Below are 18031 nucleotides of genomic sequence, written 5' to 3'. Positions count from 1 at the left end.
AACGATCAGAGACTAGATGAGGTACGAGCTGCCGCGCTTGAGAGAAGCTGCGGCTTCGGTGACGACCCGGTCGATCAGCTCTTCGCAGGTCGGCAGGTCGTTGATCACGCCGACGACCTGTCCCGATGCGAGTACGCCAGCGGTCGGGTCACCCTCGACGAGGCCGGCCTTGAGCATCATCGGGGTGTTGGCTGCGAGTGCGAGCTGGCCGAGCGTACGACCCTGTTCCTTGCGCATTGAGCGCCCGTCGATCGCGAGCTGCTTCCACGACATGCCGGCCATCTTCTTGAACTCGAGCGTGCGCTTCGCGGTCGGGATGATTCGGCGCAGACCGGATCCGGCCTCGACTTGCTCGACCAGCTCGGTGCGGAGCATGCGGTGCGGCATACCGTCGACCTTCTTGGTGACCACGGTGTCGTCCAAGGTGGCTGCGAGGTAGCGCTGCTTCACGGCTTCTGGCACGCGGCTGTCGGCGGTAAGGAGGAAGCGCGTGCCCATACCGACGCCTGCAGCGCCATACGAGAGCGCGGCGGCCAGGCCACGACCGTCGAAGAAGCCACCAGCGGCGATGACCGGGATGTCGACCGCGTCGAGCACGGTCGGGAGAAGGAGCGTGGTGGGCACGGAGCCGGTATGTCCGCCGCCCTCGCCGCCCTGAATCATGACGGCGTCGGCGCCCCACGAGGCAACCTTCACCGCGTGCTTGGGGAGTCCGACGCTGGGGATCACGACAATGTCGTGCTCCTTTAGCTTGGCGATCAGCTCGGGCTTGGGTGCGAGTGCGAACGAGGCGACCTTGACGCCGTACTCGATCAGCAGCTCGCAGCGAGCTGGTGCGTCCGCAGCATCAGCGCGAAGGTTCACACCGAATGGCTTGTCCGTGCGTTCCTTGACCTCGATGATCGCCTGCTCGAGCTCCTGGATGGTCATCGTCGCCGAGGCGAGGATGCCGAGGCCGCCTGCATTGGCGGTGCCGCTGACCAGGCTCGGCCCAGCAACCCAGCCCATGCCGGTCTGTACGACCGGGTGACGTACGCCGGTGAGCTCGGTGAGGGGAGTCTTGAGCAGCTGGTCGATCATTTCGTTGCCTCTGCCGTCACCGGCGGGACCTCGCGGTCGCGCAGTGTCTTGGGATCGAGCACGTTGCGGATGATCATCAGCTCGGTCTCAGTGGGCTCCCGGGTGACCGGGACCTCCGCCGGGATGGAGAGCTCGAAGCCTGTGGCTTCGATGACTTCGTCGATCGTCACACCTGGGTGCACGCTGAGCAGGCGCACCGTGTCACCCTCGCCCTTGACGTCGAAGACGGCCAGGTTCGAGACGATCCGGTGGATGTCGTTGTACTTCGAGGCGCCAGGACCAGCGGCCTTGGCGCGGGCCGGGCCGACGCCCGAGACGATGTCGACGTTCTCGACGAAGACGCGGGGACCGTGCTTCGGCACCCAGTAGGACGTCCGGTTGTTGACCGTGTTGCCCGGTGCGCCGCGCGAGCCGAGCAGCTGACGCTTCGGCTGGGCGAAGTCGCCGATCGCCGAAATGTTCTGGTTGCCCTGCTTGTCGACCTGAGTGGCGCCCATCATCACGTGACGCTTGCCGTACGCGACGACGTCGAACACGCGACGGAACGGGATCCAGCCTTCGACGACATCGGCCTTCGCGAACAGCGGCGGAGTCCCACCGAGGAACAGCGACTCGCCATCGGAGATGACCAGATCAGGGTTGGACGTGAGCTTGGCGAGCCGGACACCCAACATCGGGAGCATGCCCATCGGGCTGGCGAAGATCTCGCCGTCCTCGGCGAAGGCGTCGGCAATGGCGGCGGCGCAAACCTCTGCGCGAGAGAACTCGGTCACTTGGCTGCCTCCTCGGCGGCGAAGGCAGCGACGGCTGCCTGGTAGGCGGCTTCGTCACCGGCGAGGAAGCGCTGCTCGAAGGCAGTCCACTCCTCGTCGGTACCACCGGCTGCGGCGGCGTACGCCTTCTGGAACTTCTCATCACGTTCGTAGTCGGGCGTGCAGGTCGTGAAGTGCGCTCCGTTGGGCGTCTCGACGACTCCGTCGATTGCCATTCGGCTGATCAGGAGTCGCTGGACTGCTGTGTCGACCGTGAGCCCAGCGGTGTCGACGATCTCCTCGCAGGTCAGGTACGCCTTGTCGGCGGCCTGCACAAACAGATCGTCAAAGTACGGATCCGGGCCCAGGTAGGTCGCATTGCCGTGCGCGTCAGCACGGTTCATGTGAACGAGTGCCACGTCGAGCTTCAGCGCGGGAACCGCAGTGAAATCCTCGAAGTCGCCGTTCTCGTCGGCATACGGGCTGGTGACGGTCTTGATCCAGGTGTTGTTGACCAGGACGTCCGAGCCGAGGCCGGCGCGCATCGGGAGGAACGGGAGGCGCTGCGCGGCGGCGTACAGGCCGGTCTGGAACATCCCCTCGTCGAGCTCGACGACCTCAGGGATCGTGCCGTTCTGGCGTGCACGCTGGAAGTTGGGCTCGAGGGGGATCGAGTCGAGCGAGACGAACGCGTAGATGACCTTGCGGATCTTGCCGGCGCGGGCGAGCAGGCCGACATCGGCGCCGCCCCAGCTCACGATGGTCAGGTCCTTGAGGTCTGAGCGCAGGATCGCGCGGACCAGTGCCATCGGCTTGCGCCGTGGGCCCCATCCGCCGATCCCGATCGTCATCCCGTCGGAAAGCTGAGCGACGACCTCATCGATCGTCATCTGCTTGTCGCGTGGCTTGCTCACTTCTTGCCCTTCTCTGTTCCGGCGAAATCGTCGCGGAGCTCATCGCTCACGCCCATGAGGTTGAGCTCGTACGTGAATCCCTGCTCAAACCGGTAGCTGTGGTTGACGTCGACCGGCTCGATACCGTTCAGCGCCTCCTTGGCTGCCCGGATGACGCGGCCATCCTTGGCCGCGATCTCCGCAGCCACGGCCAGCGCGGCGGCGTCGAGCTCGTCGCGAGGGACAAGCCGGTAGATCGAGCCGAAGCGGTGCAGCTCGGAGGCGGGGATGGTTGCTGCGGTGAAGTAGAGCGAGCGCATCATTTGCTGGGGTACGAGACGCGCCATGTGCGTGGCAGCGCCGAGCGCGCCCTGGTTGACCTCGGGTACGCCGAAGTAGGCGTCGTCGCTGGCGACCACGATGTCGGCATTGCCGACCAGGCCGACGCCACCCCCGACGCAGAAGCCGTTGACGGCCGCGATGACGGGAACGGCGCACTCGTAGACAGCCTTGAAGGCGGCGAAGCAGCCCTTGTTGGCGCCGAGCAGCGCGTCGAAGCCAGTGGTGTTCTGCATTTCCTTGATGTCGACGCCGGCGTTGAAGCCCTTGCCCTCGGCGCGGAGCACCACGACCTTGACGGCGGGGTTGGCAGCCACGGCATTCAGCGCCTCGGCCACGTCGAACCAGCCCTGCACGGTCAGGGCGTTGACGGGGGGCTGGGACATCGTGACGACGAGGATCCCGTCGTCACGAAGTTCGCTGGTGACTGCAGACATGGAGACCCTTTCGTACACAACCAAGCACTTGCTTGGTACTGTACCAGCATGGCACTCACGATTGACCTCACGGGCAGAGTCGTTCTGGTCACCGGCGGCTCGCGCGGGATCGGCCGCGGCATCACCGAGACGTTCGTCTTTGCCGGTGCCACGGTGGTCACCTGCGCCCGGTCCGAGGCCGAACCGTTCCCCGGCACGACGCACGTGCAGTGCGACGTACGCGACCCCGAGTCAGTTCAGGCGATGATCGACGGCATCGTCGCCCAGCACGGACGACTCGACGTACTGGTCAACAACGCCGGTGGCGCTCCCGCAGCACTCGCTGCAGAAGCATCGCCGCGGTTCCACGACAAGATCATCGGCCTCAACCTCAGCTCTCCTTTGTTGGTCGCCCAGGTGGCCAACCGGGTGATGCAAGAGCAGGGCAGCGGCGGCTCGATCATCAACATCTCGTCAATCAGTGCCAACCGCGCAGCCCCCACGATTGCCGCGTATGCCGCCGCCAAGGCTGGCATCGACTCGTTGACCCGCAGCCTCGCGATGGAATGGGCGCCCAAGGTCCGAGTGAACGCGATCGACGTGGGGCTCTGCCGTACCGAGCAGACCGACGACCACTACGGCGGCGACGAGCGTGTCGCCAAGATCGAGTCCACCATCCCGCTCGGCAGGATGGCTCGCCCCGATGAGGTTGGCAACGTCGCTGTGTTCCTCGCCAGTGACCTCGCCTCGTATGTCAGCGGTGCCAACGTCGGCTGCGATGGCGGCGGCGAACCCCCCGTATTCCTCCACGTCTGATCCATCTCTTAACCAACATCAGGAGAACCATGAGCTTGCTTGAAGGCCGCATCGCCATCGTCACCGGAGCTGGACGCGGCATTGGCCGGGCCCATGCGCTCGAGCTGGCTCGCCAGGGCGCGAAGGTCGTCGTGAACGACTTCGGTGTCTCCAACAACGGTGAGAAGACCGATTCGCCCGCCCACGACGTCGTTGCCGAGATCGAGGCCATCGGTGGCGAGGCTGTGGTGAATGGTGCTGACGTCGCCGATTTCGAGCAGGCAGAGGCGATGGTCCGACAGGCGATCGACACGTTCGGTGGCCTCGACATCCTCGTCAACAACGCTGGCTTCGTGCGGGATCGCATGCTCGTCAACGCGACCGAGGAGGAGTGGGACGCTGTCATCAGGGTTCACCTCAAGGGTCACTTTGCTCCGCTGCGGCACGCTTCGGCGTACTGGCGTGCGGAGTCCAAGGAGGGCCGCCAGCGGGCTGGCCGGGTCATCAACACCACCTCAGGTGCGGGCCTGCAGGGCTCGATCGGGCAGATCACCTACTCCACGGCGAAGGCCGGGATCGCCGGTATGACTCTGGTCGCCGCTGCCGAGCTCGGCCGAGTCGGCGTCACCGTCAACGCGATAGCACCGGTGGCGAAGACCCGGATGACCGAGGGAGCCTTCGACACCTCCGAGATGGCCTTGCCAGAGGACAACTCTCCGATCGTCGCCTGGCTGGCTTCTGAGGCTGCCGGCCACGTCACGGGTCGAGTCTTCGAGAGTGATGGAGGCAAGCTCACCTTGGAGGAAGCTTGGAACCACGGGGCTGCCCGCGACAAGGGCTCTCGCTGGGAGGCCACCGAGCTCGGCGAGGTCGTCGATGCCCTCATAGCCGAAGGCGCCGCCCCCGAACCGGTCTACGGAGCCAGCTGAGATTTGGGATGACTAGGCTGTTCGAATGACTGATCAGCCGACTGTCACGAACACCCCTGTCGACAACACCGACATCGTGAAGTCCTTTCTTGAGGCACTTCAGGCGCAAGACTTCGACACGTTCGCCAGCCTCGCCGCAGAGGATCTCGTGTACCAGAACGTCGGTTTGCCCACGATTCGCGGCGGCAAGCGCGTGGTGAAGCTGATGCGCGGTATGGAAGGCAAGGCGGGCTTCGAGGTGAAGTTCCACCGCAATGTGGCCGAAGGTGCGACGGTGCTCAACGAACGTACGGACGCCATCGTGTGGGGCCCGCTGCGCCTGCAGTTCTGGGTGTGCGGCGTGTTCGAGGTCCACGACGGTCGGATCACGTTGTGGCGCGACTACTTCGACTTCTACGACATGGTGAAGGCGACGTTCCGTGGAATCGTCGGCATGGTTATCCCGTCGGTCCGCCGGACGATGTGAGATCAGCCGGCCAGGTGGCCGTGGTCGACCATCTGGATACTGCCGTGGACTGACGAGGCGTCGTCGGATGCCAGGAAGGCGATGACTGCGGCGACGCTGTCGGCGGTCATCATGCCGCGCTTCGCTGCGACCCGCATGATCAGCTCCCAGTCGGCGTCGTCGGGAACGCTGATGGTCGCGACCTGCGGGGTGTCCATGCCACCTGGGCAGACGCAGTTCACGCGAAGCGGCGTCTTCAGGTACTCGATCGCCAAGGCCTTGGTCAGACCGACAATGCCGTGCTTGGCAGCGGTGTAGGCAGCCGAGTAGGCCTCGCCCATCACGCCAGCCACCGAGGCGACGTTGACGATGTTGCCGGAGGTCTCGAGCAGATGCGGGATTGCGGCCTGGCAGAGATAGAACGCGCCGCTGAGGTTGAGGGCGATATCTGCGTCCCACTCGTCCTCGGTGACATCGGTGGTCACTCGGAAGTCGTGGCGACCAGCGTTGTTGACCAGTACGTCGAGTCGCCCGTACGCGTCGACAGCCGCAGCGACGGCAGCCCGACAATCGGCTGGCGAGGCGACATCGAGAGGTCCGAAGCGAACCTCGCCTGGAAGATCAGCGCAGGACTCGGCGACCTCAGCGAGCTTGGCCTGATCGCGAGACGCGGCATAGACGAGGCCGCCACCGGCTGCGAACCGACGTACGGTCGCCGCGCCAAGCCCGGAGGACGCTCCCGTCACCAGGATGCTCTTGCCGGTGAACGTCATACGCCCACGATTCCGCGACCGGTGACCAGCGGCAGATCCAGCGCCGTAACCAGGCCGGGCTTCGCGGCGACGACCGCGGGCACTGCGTTCACCAGGCGCTGGGCCGTGATGATCATGCCGCTGTCGTTGTGGTCACCGAACTCGCCTTTGTGGGTGAAGTCGACTGTCATCATCGGCTCGCCGGTGATCTCGATCCGGTAGGAGCCGTCGCCGCTGGCGGGCTTGGGCCAGTCCGGAGCCTGGTCGACATGCGTTCGGGTCACGTGCTCGACGACGATGCGGGGCTCGCCATCGACCATGCCGATGACCTCGAACCGTACGGCCGCCATCGTTCCTGCCTTGATGTCGACGCAGACGGTCGACATGTCAGCCTCGGCGGGAAGTCGCTCGACGACTTCGACGAGTGGCTCGTCGAGGGTGACGCCGAGTCCAGCTGCCATCTGGCGCACCACGGGACCCCACCCGGATGCGAGCATGCCGGGTTGCCAGAGTGGCGCGACTTCGTCGATGGGCTTGCCGAATCCGAAGATCTCTCCCATCGTGACGGCCTGGTCGTACGTCGAGTAGTCGGCGATCTCGAGCACTCGCACCTGGTCGATCCGCTGGCTCAGCGAGGTGAGTTGCAGAGGGAATATGTCGTTGGCCCAGCCCGGATCGATGCCGTTGGCGTGCAGGCTGGCATTGCCCGTCTTGCCGGCCTCCTCGATGCGCTCCCACATCGAGTCAGGAAGCGTCGGGTTCGGGTAGAGGAGGATGACAGGACCGCTGGCCACGACGTTGATGCCGGCCTCGAGGAAGCCGACGAGATCCTCGTAGGCCTCGAAGAACCGGTCTTCGGTGATCGCGCAGTAGACGATGCAGTCCGGCTTGGCGGCGAGGACCGAGTCGCGATCAGTGCTGGCGATGACGCCGAGGTCGCGACCGAGGTCGGCCAGCTGGCCGGCATCCTTGCCGTCCTTGTCAGGGTTGCTGACGAAGACGCCGACGAGCTCGAGCTCCGGATTGCGGTCGATGCCGGCGATCGCGTGGCGACCGAGAGTGCCGGTCGACCAGACCGCGACGCGCGTCGTCATACGACGTGTGACGGCAGGACGCAGGCGGTGTCGAGTCCGAGGATCCGGTTGAGGCGTCCGAACGACAGCCACGAACCGATGCACATGCTGAGCTCGACGACCTCGCGCTGGTCGTACTCAGCGAGCATGCGCTTCCAGAACAGGTGGTCGATGCTGTGGTGGTCCGACGCGTACAGCTCGGCGTACTCAGCGGCCAGGCGCGTACGTTCGTCGAACGCGTCCGTGGTGCGCCAGTTCTGTACGGCCTCGTCGAAGGTGTCTTCGACCTTCTCGCCGTCGCGCTCGGTACGCCAGTCCTGGCAGAACAGGCAGCCGTTGATCTGGGCGATGCGGAGGCGTGCTGCCTCAAACTCGCGGAGACCCAGGGTCGAGTCGGAGTAGACCTTCAGCGCCATCGTTGCCGCTGCGCCGCCGATCCCGGGGACCATTTCGCCCCATACGTAGTTGATGGGGTCTTTGCCTTCGGGTACGTCGATGATCATGCTGTGACCGTCCTTGAGAGCTTGCCTACACCGGGGATGAGCGGAACCTGGAGTGCGTCGTACAGACCGGGCTCGTTGTCCTTGAGCCAGGGGATCGAGTTGACGATGCGGCCGACGGCCGTGGCGTTGCCGCCTGAAGCGCGGTTGCCACCTTCGTCGGTTGCTTCGACGTTGACCTCGATGCGCGGACGACCTTCGATGATGACGCGGTGGGCGCCATCGCCGCCATCGGGCGGTGAGGGCCAGTCGGGTGCGCAGTCGGGGTGGATGCGGGTGACGTGCTCGACGATGATCTTGACCTCGCCGTCGATGACGCCCTGCACCTCGAAGCGCAATGCGCCCTGGGTGCCCTTCTCGAACGTGCCCATCGCTGCGTTCTCGACGGTCTCGTCCAATGCGCGGCGTTCGACGTGTTCGGTGATCTCGTCGACCTCGACGCCGAGCGCCTTGGCAATGAGCCGCACCTGGCCGCCCCACACCATCGACGGGATCGTCGGAGCCACCATCGGCGGTTCGTAGTCCATGGGCTCACCCATGCCGATCAGGAAACGTACGGAGTCCTGCTGGTCGTACGTCGTGTAGTCGAAGATTTCCTGGCAGCGGATCTGGTCGATCGTCGAAGCCAGGCCGCTGATCAGCACGGGCAGGATGTCGTTGCCCCAACCCGGGTCAATGCCGGAGACGAAGAGTGAGCCTCCGCCTTCCTTGACCGCAGCAAGGATTGGATCGCGGAACTCCGCGGGAGCTGAGTCGGGGTCGTACATCCCGTAGAGCGACGGCGTGACGGCGACGATGCCGAGAGCGATCGCCTTGTTGATGTCAGCGAGTGCCTCTTCGGGACGGATCTCGCCGGATGCCGCATAGACGAGCGCATCAATGCCCGCGAGCGTGCCATCGATGTCGTCCGTGGCAGCGACGCCGAGGGTGCGACCGACGTCGGACAGATCGCCCGCGTCCTTGCCGACCTTCTCGGGGTTGTGCACGATCACCGCAGTGAGGTCGAGCTCGGGATGAGCGTCGACCGCACGAATGGACGCGCGACCGACGTTCCCGGTACCCCACACCGCTGTGCGGATCATTAGCGGAGGCGAGTTTTGCGCATGATCTTGAGCGAGGTCTGGGTCTGCTTGGCGTACGCGTCGTACGTCTGCTTGCCCTGCGGCCCCATGACCTGCTTCTTGAGTACGCCGATGTTCTGCGCGTCGGTGTACTTGAGCAGTCCCTGGTCTCCGTGGCGGGCGCCGACACCGGACTGCTTCAGGCCACCCGAGGGTGTGCCCTTCGAGGCGTAAGCGGTCGCAAGGATGTCGTTGATGTTGACGTTGCCCGAATCGATGCGGCGAGCAACCTCACCGGCGTGGTTCAGGTCCTTGCTCCAGACCGAGGCATTGAGTCCGTAGTCGGTGTCGTTGGCAAGAGCGATGCCCTCGTCCTCAGTCTTGAAGCGGTAGAGGCCAACAACCGGACCGAACGTCTCTGTCGCGCCAGCGAGCATGTCCTTGGTGACACCCTCGAGGATCGTCGGCTCGAAGAACGCGGGGCCGAGGTCGGGGCGCGCGTTGCCGCCCGTGAGGACCTTTGCGCCCTTCGCCTTGGCGTCCTCGACGTGCGAGACGACGCGGTCCTTGTGATCGACCGACACGAGCGAGCCCATGTCAGGCAGGAAGTCGTACGCGGCGCTGACGTTGAGCTTCTGCGTCTCGGCCACGAACTTGTCGCGGAACTCGTCGTAGATCGAGTCGTGGATGTAGAGACGCTCGATGTGCATGCAGATCTGGCCGGAGTTGCCGAAGCTGCCGAACAGGGCCGCGTGTACGGCTTCGTCGATGTTGGCGTCCTCGAGAACGAGCATCGGGTTCTTGCCGCCGAGCTCAAGGCAGGCGCCGATGAGGTTCTTGCCGGCGAGCTCACCGATGACGCGGCCAGTCGCCGTCGAACCGGTGAACATGACGTAGTTGGCGTTGGCCAGCATTGGGCCGCCGACATCGGGGCCCTCGCCGCAGATGACCTGAACGAGGCCGGGCGGAATGCCAGCCTCTTCGAGGAGCTGGATGCCGAACAGCGGAGACAGCGCGGTCTTGTTGTCGGGCTTGAGCAGGACAGCATTGCCAGCGATCAGCGCCGGGATGGTGTCAGAGACGCCAGTCGCGAACGGGAAGTTCCACGGCGCGATGATTGCGACGACACCCTTGGGGCGACGGACCTCGGTCGAGTTCGACAGGAACGGAACCGGACCCGCGTGCTTGCTGTCCTTGAGCAGCTTGGGCGCGCGCTTGATGTAGTGGCTCGTGCCCATCGGGATGTCGCAAGACTCTTCGAACGCCATCCGACGGTTCTTGCCGCTCTCGGCCTGGATGAGGTCGGTGATCAGCATCTGGTTGTCGATCACGAGGCGGTGGAACTTCTTCATCACGCCAAGGCGCTTCTTGACCGACCACGAGCCCCAGATCTCCTGGGCAGCACGTGCGTCAGCACTCGCCTTGACGATGTCGGCCTCGGACGACTGAGGCAGCTCGACCAGCAGATCGCCGGTGTAGACCTCAGTCAGCTTCCAGGTGTTGCCGGTGCTGCCGGGTACGCGCTTGACCAGGCTGTCCAGGAACTCCGGCGTGAGGCTTGCCGGCCGGGTGGTCATGAGCCGAGCACCAGGTCGGCTGCTTTGTCGCCGATCATGATCGAAGGTGCGTTCGTGTTGCCACCGATGATCGAGGGCATGATCGATGCATCCGCGACGCGGAGGCCTTCGATACCGCGAACCTTGAGGTCGGGGCCGACAACCGCGCGGTCGTCGACGCCCATACGACAGGTGCCGACACCGTGATAGACGGTCGTGGCCCGGTTGAGGACCTCGGCCTTCATGTTCGCCGCGTCGTACTCCGGTCCGGGGTGCAACTCCTGCTTGACGTTGCCGCCGAAGGCAGCCGACTTCATGATGTCGCGGATGATCTCGACACCCTCGGCCAGAACCTGCTGGTCGCCGGGCTCCGCGAGGTAGTTCATGTCGATCAGCGGTGCTGTTTCAGCGTCTGCCGATGCGAGGCGGATCGTGCCGCGGCTGCGCGGGTAGATCAGCGTCGACATGACGGTGATCGCCTTTCGTGGATCGACCTGGTGGCGAACCGGCGCATCCTGATTGGGCGACGGGTAGGCCCAGGGCAGAACGTGCAGCTGCAGGTCGGGCACGTCAGTTGCGAGAGACGTACGTACGAACGCGACGGTCTCGAACACTGAGTTCTCGAGGAACGATCCACCGACCGTGAGCTCCTTGGCGAGTCCGCGGGCGAAGTACGACGCCTTCCCCTTGTGCCTCGCGTTGGGCATGATCCACGTCGTCGGTACGAACAGGTGGTCGTGCAGGTTCTCGCCGACGGGGAGGTCAGCCTTGACCTCGATGCCGTGCTCCTTGAGGTGATCGGCGGGGCCGACTCCCGAGAGCATCAGCAGCTGGGCCGAGCCGATGAATCCGGCGGAGAGGATGACTTCCTTGCCGGCGCGGAGCGTACGACGGTTGCCCTTCTTGTCGAGGATCTCGACGCCAGTGGCGCGACCGTTCTCGATCACGACCTTCTGCGCGTGGACTTCAGTCAGGACCTCGAGGGTCGGACGGTCGGCGTTGGTGATGTAGCCGCGCGACGACGAGTAGCGCTTGCCGCTGTCGGCGCTCTGTTGGAAGTGGCTCACGCCCTCCTGCTCGGCAGCGTTGTAGTCCTTGAGGATCTTGACGCCGAGAGTGTCGGCAGCGGCCTGCTCGAACTGCAGTGCAGCCTCGGTCCGCTGGGTGTGGCGCTGAACCTTGATCGGTCCGCTTGCACCGCGGTACTCGTTGGCACCGTCTTCGAAGTCTTCGACGCGCTTGTAGGTCTCGTTGACCGAGTCAGCGTCCCAGCCGGTGTTGCCTTCAGCTGCCCACGAGTCGTAGTTGGCGCGGTTGCCGCGTACCCAGAGCAGGCCGTTGACCGAGCTCGAGCCGCCGAGAACCTTGCCGCGGGTCTGCGGGATGACTCGGTTGTTCATGTGCTTCTGGGGTGTTGTGTAGTAGCCCCAGTCGACTGTCTTCTTGATCTTCGGCTCGGCGTGCATCGGGCCGATCATGCCGGGCTTGGTGACCAGCATCGAAGAGTCCTTCTTGCCCGCTTCGAGCAGGATCACGGATGCGCCGGATGCGGCGAGACGTGATGCGACGGCGGATCCAGCGCTGCCGGCACCGACGACGATGTAGTCAGCTTCGTCGCGGGTTTGGTTCTTAGCCATGAATGTCTCTCTTGTCAGATTCGTTCGATGATGGTGCCCGATGCCTGCGCCCCTCCGGCGCACATCGAGATGAGGGCGGTGCTTGCATCGCGGCGCTCGAGTTCGTGCAGCGCAGTCGTCAGCAACCGGGTGCCGGTCGAGCCGACGGGGTGTCCGATGGCGATGGCGCCACCGTTCACGTTGATCTTGTCTTCGGGCACCGAGTGCACCTTGGCCCACGACATGACGACGCCGGCGAAGGCCTCGTTGACCTCGCAGATGTCGATGTCGGAGATCGACATACCGCTGTCCTTGAGGAGCTTCTCGGTGGCTTGCACGGGTCCGTCGAGGTGGTAGTACGGGTCGGAGCCGACCAGGCACGAGGTGATGATGCGGGCGCGCGGCTTGAGGCCGAGCGCATCAGCGAGGTCAGAGTCCATCAGCAACATTGCCGAGGCGCCGTCGGAGATCTGTGAGGACGTACCGGCGGTGTGCGTGCCGTCCGGGAGGACCGACTTGAGGGTGGCGAGCTTCTCGAGTGAGGTCTCGCGGATGCCCTGGTCGGCGGTCACGATCTGGGTTTCGCCGGTGGGCTTGCCCTCTTCGTCGAGCACGGGTGCCTTGATCGCGAACGTCTCGCGGTCGAAGTGTCCTGCGTCGCTGGCGGCCTTGGCCTTCTCCTGCGACCAGAGGCCGAACGCGTCGACATCAGCGCGGGAGAAACCACGGTCGCGGACGATGCGGTCTGCACCTTCGAACTGATTGGGCAGGTCGATCGACCAGTCGCTGGGGCGCGGGTCGCCGGTTCCGGGGGGCACGTTGGCACCCAGTCCGACGCGCGACATCGACTCAACACCACATGAGATGCCGGCCTTGATCAGACCAGCGCCGATCATCGCGTGAATGAGGTGAGTCGCCTGCTGAGCCGACGAGCATTGCGCGTCGATCTGCGAGGAGGAGGTGGCGTTCGGCAAGCCAGCGTGCATCCAGGCGCGACGAATCATGTTGTTGGATTGCTCGCCGGCGGAGGTGACGTTGCCACCAATCACTTGCTCGACGAGATTCGCGTCGATTCCGGCGCGGGAGATCAACTCGGTCTGCGCCATTCCGAGAAGAACGGCGGGGTGGAGTCCGGCTAGTACGCCATTCTTCTTGCCTTGTGGCGTGCGGACGGCATCAACGATCACAGGGGTGCCCATAGGCTAAAACTAGAACACGTTCTCGTCTTGCACAAGCCTTCCGATTGGACCCGGGCCGTGTAAGGATAGAATCAGAACTAGAACGTGTTGCAGAAACTTACGAGGAGCTTGAAGTGACGACGCTGGACGCTGCCCCCGCCATTCCCGAAGGTTTTGACCCGACGGACCCAATCCTCAACGAGGCAGGCGTTCCGCACGCAGAGTTCCTGGAACTGCGCAAGACGGCCCCAGTTTTCTGGATCGAACAGCCCGAAGAGTCGCGCGCCGGCATGGAGGGTGGCACGGGCTACTGGGCCATCAGCAAGCACGCCGACGTCTCCGCTGTCTCCAAGAGCAACGACTTCGTCACCAGCGAGAACGGCGCGATCATCCGCTTCGCTCCCGACATGACGCGCGACCAGGTTGAGCTGCAGAGCGTCATGCTCATCAACCAGGACCCGCCGGTCCACACCCACACTCGTTCGATCATCAGCCGCGGCTTCACCCCCCGCGCCATCGAGGGTCTGCGTGAAGGCCTCACCGAGCACGCCATCGAGATCGTCAAGGAAGCGATGGAGCGTGGCGAAGGCGACTTCGTCGAGGAGCTCGCCGCCGAGCTGCCTCTCGTGGCCATCGCCAACCTGTTGGGCGTCCCGTTCGAAGATCGCAAGAAGCTCTTCGAATGGTCCAACCAGATGCTGGCCTACGACGACCCGGAGTACAACGCCGATCCCGAGGCCGCGAGCATCGAGATCCTGAGCTACTTCATGGCACTCGCCGAAGAGCGCAAGGCTGATCCGCAGGACGACATCGTCACCAAGCTGGTCACAGCTGGCGAAGACGGCGAAGGCATGGCCTCGGACGAGTTCGGCTACTTCACGATCATCCTGGCTGTGGCTGGCAACGAGACGACTCGCAACGCCATCACGCACGGTATGAACTCGTTCTTCAACAACCCCGATCAGTGGGAGCTCTACAAGAAGGAGCGTCCGAGGTCGGCGGTCGACGAGATCATCCGCATCGCCACCCCGGTCACGTCCTTCCAGCGCACAGCCCTGAAGGACCTCGAAGTCGGTGACGTCACGGTCAAGAAGGGCCAGCGTGTTGGTCTGTTCTACGCGAGCGCCAACCATGACTCGGATGTCTTCGAGAACCCCGAAGAGTTCAACATCCTGCGTGACCCCAACCCGCACCTCGCGTTCGGTGGCCACGGCGCACACTTCTGCATCGGTGCCAACCTGGCTCGCCTCGAAGTCGAGATCATGTTCAACGTGATCGCTGACCTGATCCCCGACATCTCCAAGTTGGCCGAGCCGCGTCGTCTGCGCCACGGCTGGATCAACGGCATCAAGGAGCTTCGGGTCAAGTACGTCTGACCCGCAGCCCATAGAAAAAGCCGTCCACCCTCTCGGGTTGGCCGGCCTTTTCGTTCCCCCCGTTAGTGGCTTGGCTTGTCTGCGCCGACGACCCACATTGCGAAGAACTGTGAGCCTCCGCCGTACGCGTGACCGAGCGCCTTCTTGGCGCCCTCGACCTGGTGCTCACCGGCCTCGCCCATGACCTGCAGCGCGGCCTCACCGAAGCGCAGCATGCCGCTGGCGCCGATCGGGTTGGACGACAGCACTCCACCGCTCATGTTGACCGGGATCTTGCCTTCGATACGGGTCTCGCCCGCCTCAGTGAGCTTCCAGCCGTCGCCCGGCTCGGCGAAGCCGAGGTTCTCGAGCCACATCGGCTCGAACCAGGAGAAGGGTACGTAGATCTCGGCGCAGTCGATCTCGTCGATCGGTGACTTGATGCCGGCCTGCTTCCAGAGCGCGGCCGAAGCGTCGCGTCCTGCCTGCGGGTTGACCTGATCGCGCTCGGCAGCCGTCGTGGGTTCACTGCGCATCTGGGTGCCGTGGATCCACGCCGGGTTCTTGATGTCGGACTTGGCGACCGCATCTTCCGAGGCGATGACGAGCGCGATGGCGCCGTCGGACGACGGGCACGTCTCGTCATAGCGGATCGGGTCCCAGAGCATCTGCGACGCCAGCACCGACTCAACCGTGGTGTCGGGGTTCTGCAGGTGCGCGTACGGGTTCTTGAGCGCGTTCTGACGATCCTTGGCTGCCACGATCGCACCGATGTGAGTCGGGGCTCCCGAGCGACGGATGTACGAGCGCACGTGCGGAGCGAAGTAGCCGCCCGCGCCAGCGTGCACCGGCATGATGAACGGCACCGGCACCGACAGTGCCCACATCGCGTTGGACTCCGACTGCTTCTCGAAGGCAACCGTCAGCACGCGTTCGTGGATGCCGGCCTCGACGAGCGAGGCAGCGACGATCGCGGTCGAGCCACCAACCGAGCCGGCGGTGTGCACGCGGAGCAACGGCTTGCCGGGCGCACCGAGCGCTTCAGCGAGGTAGAGCTCCGGCATCATGACGCCCTCGAACAGGTCGGGCGCCTTGCCGATGACGATTGCGTCGATGTCGTTGAACGTCACCTGCGCATCCGTCATCGCACGGTCGATGGCTTCACGGAGGAGTCCGGCCATCGACACGTCGCCGCGCTTGGCACGGTGGTGCGTCTGGCCGACGCCGATGACGGCTGCGAGCTTGTGACTCATGCGCGGGCCTCCATCGTGAGTACGAGGTTCTGTTGCAAGGCAGGTCCTGAGGTTGCGTGCGCGAGTGCGCGCTGGGAGTCGCCGGCCCATACCTGTCGGGCGGCTTCGCCGATGCGGTTGAGACCGGCGGTGAACATCGGGTTGGCGGTGAGCGCTCCACCCGACGGGTTGATGCGGACGTCGTCGCCGAGTCCAAGGGCGTCCTTGAGGATCAGCTCCTGGTGCGAGAACGGTGCATGGAGCTCAGCGAGATCGACACCGTCGACTCCGGCAGCTGCGCCGGCGGACTTGGTGCTCTCCGAGACCTTGAGGTCGCGGCTGTTGAGCGCGCCGGGTTCGACGCGGTGCTCGAAGCCGGTGATCCATGCCTTGTTGCCCTTGAGCTTGTCGAAGCCCGGAGCGTCAGCGGCGGTGATGATCATGGCCGAGGCGCCGTCGGAGACCGGAGCGCAGTCCCAGCGACGGAGCGGGTCTGCGTACAGCGGCTGGGCGAGGACATCATCAGCAGTCGTGGCGCCCTTGCGGATTGCGCTGTCGTTGCTGGCGGCATCTGTCATCGAACGGGCGACGACATCAGCCATCTGGCTTTCGTCGAACGCGCCGCTCTCAAGACCAGCGCGAGCCTGGATGGCAGCGAGCGAGACGGCGTCTGCCCAGAGAGGCGTCACCGTGTACGGATCCATCTGCAGGGAGAGGACCCGGCGGAGCACACCAGCACTCGACTTGCCGAAGCCGTACACGAGCGCCGAGTCGACGAGTCCGGTCTGGATCTTGACCCAGGCTTCGTACAGCGCCCAGGCGGCGTCCATCTCAACGTGCGACTCCATGACCGGCGGCAATGCACCGATCGCGTCAACCGCCGACACGAACGAGAAGGCTCGGCCGGCAAGGTAGTCGCTTGAGCCCGAGCACCAGAAACCGATGTCGGTCTTGGTCCAACCGGTCTGCTCCCAGAGTTCCTGGAAGATCGGGACGAGCAGCTCCACACACGTGGGGGAGCCGTCGAACTCCTTCATCTGTCGCTGGGAGAACCCAACGATCGCTACATCTCTCGTCACAGGTGCACCTTGTATGTCTCGTAGTCGGCGTCGGGTTCACCCGTCGGCTCGAAGTGGCTGATGTTCGCGATCGTGGTTCCCCATTCGTCGCGGGGCTTCCAGACGGCCTTGACTCGCAGTCCCATGCGTACGTCCGCGGCGTCGATGCCGAGGATCAGGTGCAGGAAGGCGATGTCGGCGCCGTCGAGGAGGACGTAGGCCGAGACGTAAGGAATGGGGATCTGCTGTCCGGTGAAGGGCACGTTGACGATGCAGAACGTGGTGATGGTGCCGTGGTCGGCAACCTCAACCTCGTCGGTCGTCGGGACACCGTCGACCGGGCACGCGCCGCGCGGCGGCACGTAGACCTTCTCGCACACGGGGCAACGCTGACCGATGAGCTTGCCGTCCGCGAGTCCACGGAAGAACTTGGACTCTTCAGGGGAGGCGGCGTAGTCGTAGGCGAGCTTGACCGGGGAGATGATCCCCTCGATCGCGTCGCCTTCGGGTCCGGGTGTTGTCGCGGGTGAGTCACCCTCGGCCTCGAACCAGCGGATGTCGGTGATGGCTCCGACCGGCTCGTCGGCCCAGACGGCGCGCACGCGCATTCCGGTCTGGATGTCGGCAGCCGAGTCGACGGCAACCGCGTGCAGCAGTGCCTTGTCGGCGCCGTCGAGCACGATCTGCGCGAAGGCGAACGGCTTGTCGAGCGGCTGGCCGGCTACGGGCTCGGGGACCCAGGCCCAGCTTTGGACGACGCCAACATCGGCGACGGGCCGAAGCTCGGTGATGGGTGCGAAGGTCGTGCCGTCGTACTCGGGCGGCGGGACTGCCACAGTTCCGTCGGACAGCACGCCGCCGAGGATCTGACGGCGCTTGAGGCCGGTCATGAATCCAGAGAGCGTGGGGCCGAGGGAACGCGTGTAGTCGAACTCGACTTGCAGGGGTGCGTGCAGGGTTCCTAGTTCAGTCACGGGAGAAAGTGAAACACGTTCTAGTTT

At 64.8% G+C, this 18031-nt stretch carries 18 protein-coding genes; 4 read left to right on the top strand and 14 right to left on the bottom strand.

The features are described 5' to 3' along the window. Positions 1-12: 12 nt before the first annotated feature. Genes J2X11_RS00950 through J2X11_RS00935 form a run of 4 tightly spaced genes read right to left on the bottom strand, consistent with a single transcriptional unit; the run spans position 13 to position 3501 of the window. The gene (locus J2X11_RS00950; protein ID WP_309965492.1) at positions 13-1080 is read right to left on the bottom strand and encodes an NAD(P)H-dependent flavin oxidoreductase; all 1068 of its coding nucleotides are present in this window, start codon (positions 1078-1080) and stop codon (positions 13-15) included. Next, entirely contained in the window at positions 1077-1853 is a 777-nt protein-coding gene (locus J2X11_RS00945; protein ID WP_309965489.1) for a CoA-transferase subunit beta, read from the bottom strand. The genes J2X11_RS00950 and J2X11_RS00945 overlap by 4 nt, the downstream gene beginning before the upstream one ends. After that, complete coding sequence (locus J2X11_RS00940; protein ID WP_309965486.1) at positions 1850-2746, bottom strand: CoA transferase subunit A; 897 nt, start codon at positions 2744-2746, stop codon at positions 1850-1852. The genes J2X11_RS00945 and J2X11_RS00940 overlap by 4 nt, the downstream gene beginning before the upstream one ends. Next, entirely contained in the window at positions 2743-3501 is a 759-nt protein-coding gene (locus J2X11_RS00935; protein ID WP_309965484.1) for an enoyl-CoA hydratase family protein, read from the bottom strand. The genes J2X11_RS00940 and J2X11_RS00935 overlap by 4 nt, the downstream gene beginning before the upstream one ends. Positions 3502-3549: 48 nt before the next feature. Between J2X11_RS00935 and J2X11_RS00930 the strand changes: the two genes are divergently transcribed. The 3 genes from J2X11_RS00930 to J2X11_RS00920 are packed head-to-tail and all read left to right on the top strand — an operon-like array spanning position 3550 to position 5670. Then, the gene (locus J2X11_RS00930) at positions 3550-4296 is read left to right on the top strand and encodes an SDR family oxidoreductase (RefSeq protein WP_309965481.1); all 747 of its coding nucleotides are present in this window, start codon (positions 3550-3552) and stop codon (positions 4294-4296) included. 29 nt (positions 4297-4325) lie between these two features. Beyond that, positions 4326-5204 (top strand): SDR family oxidoreductase, encoded by an 879-nt coding sequence (locus J2X11_RS00925; protein WP_309965478.1) that lies wholly within the window; start codon positions 4326-4328, stop codon positions 5202-5204. Between the two features lie 25 nt (positions 5205-5229). Continuing rightward, complete coding sequence (locus tag J2X11_RS00920) at positions 5230-5670, top strand: limonene-1,2-epoxide hydrolase family protein (protein ID WP_309965475.1); 441 nt, start codon at positions 5230-5232, stop codon at positions 5668-5670. Positions 5671-5672: 2 nt separating this feature from the next. Here J2X11_RS00920 and J2X11_RS00915 read toward each other — a convergent pair whose 3' ends face one another. From J2X11_RS00915 to J2X11_RS00885, 7 genes are read right to left on the bottom strand one after another with little or no spacing between them, the layout of a single operon-like run. Next, positions 5673-6422: an SDR family NAD(P)-dependent oxidoreductase gene (locus J2X11_RS00915; RefSeq protein WP_309965473.1), complete on the bottom strand. Its 750-nt coding sequence runs from the start codon at positions 6420-6422 to the stop codon at positions 5673-5675. After that, on the bottom strand, positions 6419-7495 hold the full coding sequence (locus J2X11_RS00910) for an NAD(P)H-dependent amine dehydrogenase family protein (protein ID WP_309965470.1): 1077 nt from the start codon (positions 7493-7495) through the stop codon (positions 6419-6421). Before J2X11_RS00910 ends, J2X11_RS00915 begins: the two co-directional genes overlap by 4 nt. After that, a complete protein-coding gene (locus J2X11_RS00905) occupies positions 7492-7977 on the bottom strand; it encodes a carboxymuconolactone decarboxylase family protein (protein WP_309965467.1) in 486 nt (161 codons plus the stop codon). The genes J2X11_RS00910 and J2X11_RS00905 overlap by 4 nt, the downstream gene beginning before the upstream one ends. Continuing rightward, a complete protein-coding gene (locus J2X11_RS00900; protein WP_309965466.1) occupies positions 7974-9056 on the bottom strand; it encodes an NAD(P)H-dependent amine dehydrogenase family protein in 1083 nt (360 codons plus the stop codon). Before J2X11_RS00900 ends, J2X11_RS00905 begins: the two co-directional genes overlap by 4 nt. Continuing rightward, a complete protein-coding gene (locus J2X11_RS00895) occupies positions 9056-10612 on the bottom strand; it encodes a succinic semialdehyde dehydrogenase (protein ID WP_309965463.1) in 1557 nt (518 codons plus the stop codon). Before J2X11_RS00895 ends, J2X11_RS00900 begins: the two co-directional genes overlap by 1 nt. Next, positions 10609-12228, bottom strand: coding sequence for a GMC family oxidoreductase (locus J2X11_RS00890; RefSeq protein ID WP_309965460.1), 1620 nt, complete (start codon positions 12226-12228; stop codon positions 10609-10611). Before J2X11_RS00890 ends, J2X11_RS00895 begins: the two co-directional genes overlap by 4 nt. 14 nt (positions 12229-12242) lie before the next feature. Then, complete coding sequence (locus J2X11_RS00885) at positions 12243-13406, bottom strand: steroid 3-ketoacyl-CoA thiolase (protein ID WP_309965457.1); 1164 nt, start codon at positions 13404-13406, stop codon at positions 12243-12245. A gap of 113 nt (positions 13407-13519) precedes the next feature. Between J2X11_RS00885 and J2X11_RS00880 the strand changes: the two genes are divergently transcribed. Further along, positions 13520-14761: a cytochrome P450 gene (locus J2X11_RS00880; RefSeq protein WP_309965453.1), complete on the top strand. Its 1242-nt coding sequence runs from the start codon at positions 13520-13522 to the stop codon at positions 14759-14761. A gap of 62 nt (positions 14762-14823) precedes the next feature. Here the strand turns inward: J2X11_RS00880 and J2X11_RS00875 are convergent, their stop codons facing one another. Genes J2X11_RS00875 through J2X11_RS00865 form a run of 3 tightly spaced genes read right to left on the bottom strand, consistent with a single transcriptional unit; the run spans position 14824 to position 18004 of the window. Then, positions 14824-15993, bottom strand: coding sequence for a thiolase domain-containing protein (locus J2X11_RS00875; RefSeq protein ID WP_309965450.1), 1170 nt, complete (start codon positions 15991-15993; stop codon positions 14824-14826). Next, a complete protein-coding gene (locus J2X11_RS00870; protein WP_309965447.1) occupies positions 15990-17051 on the bottom strand; it encodes a thiolase domain-containing protein in 1062 nt (353 codons plus the stop codon). The genes J2X11_RS00875 and J2X11_RS00870 overlap by 4 nt, the downstream gene beginning before the upstream one ends. After that, positions 17048-18004 carry a Zn-ribbon domain-containing OB-fold protein gene (locus tag J2X11_RS00865; protein WP_309965445.1) on the bottom strand — a complete coding sequence of 319 codons (957 nt, stop codon included), beginning with the start codon at positions 18002-18004 and terminating at the stop codon, positions 17048-17050. Before J2X11_RS00865 ends, J2X11_RS00870 begins: the two co-directional genes overlap by 4 nt. Positions 18005-18031 lie beyond the last annotated feature (27 nt).

The sequence above is a fragment of the Aeromicrobium panaciterrae genome, from assembly GCF_031457275.1.
Lineage (GTDB): Bacteria > Actinomycetota > Actinomycetes > Propionibacteriales > Nocardioidaceae > Aeromicrobium > Aeromicrobium panaciterrae_A.
This window is presented reverse-complemented; position numbering and strand designations above follow the sequence as displayed.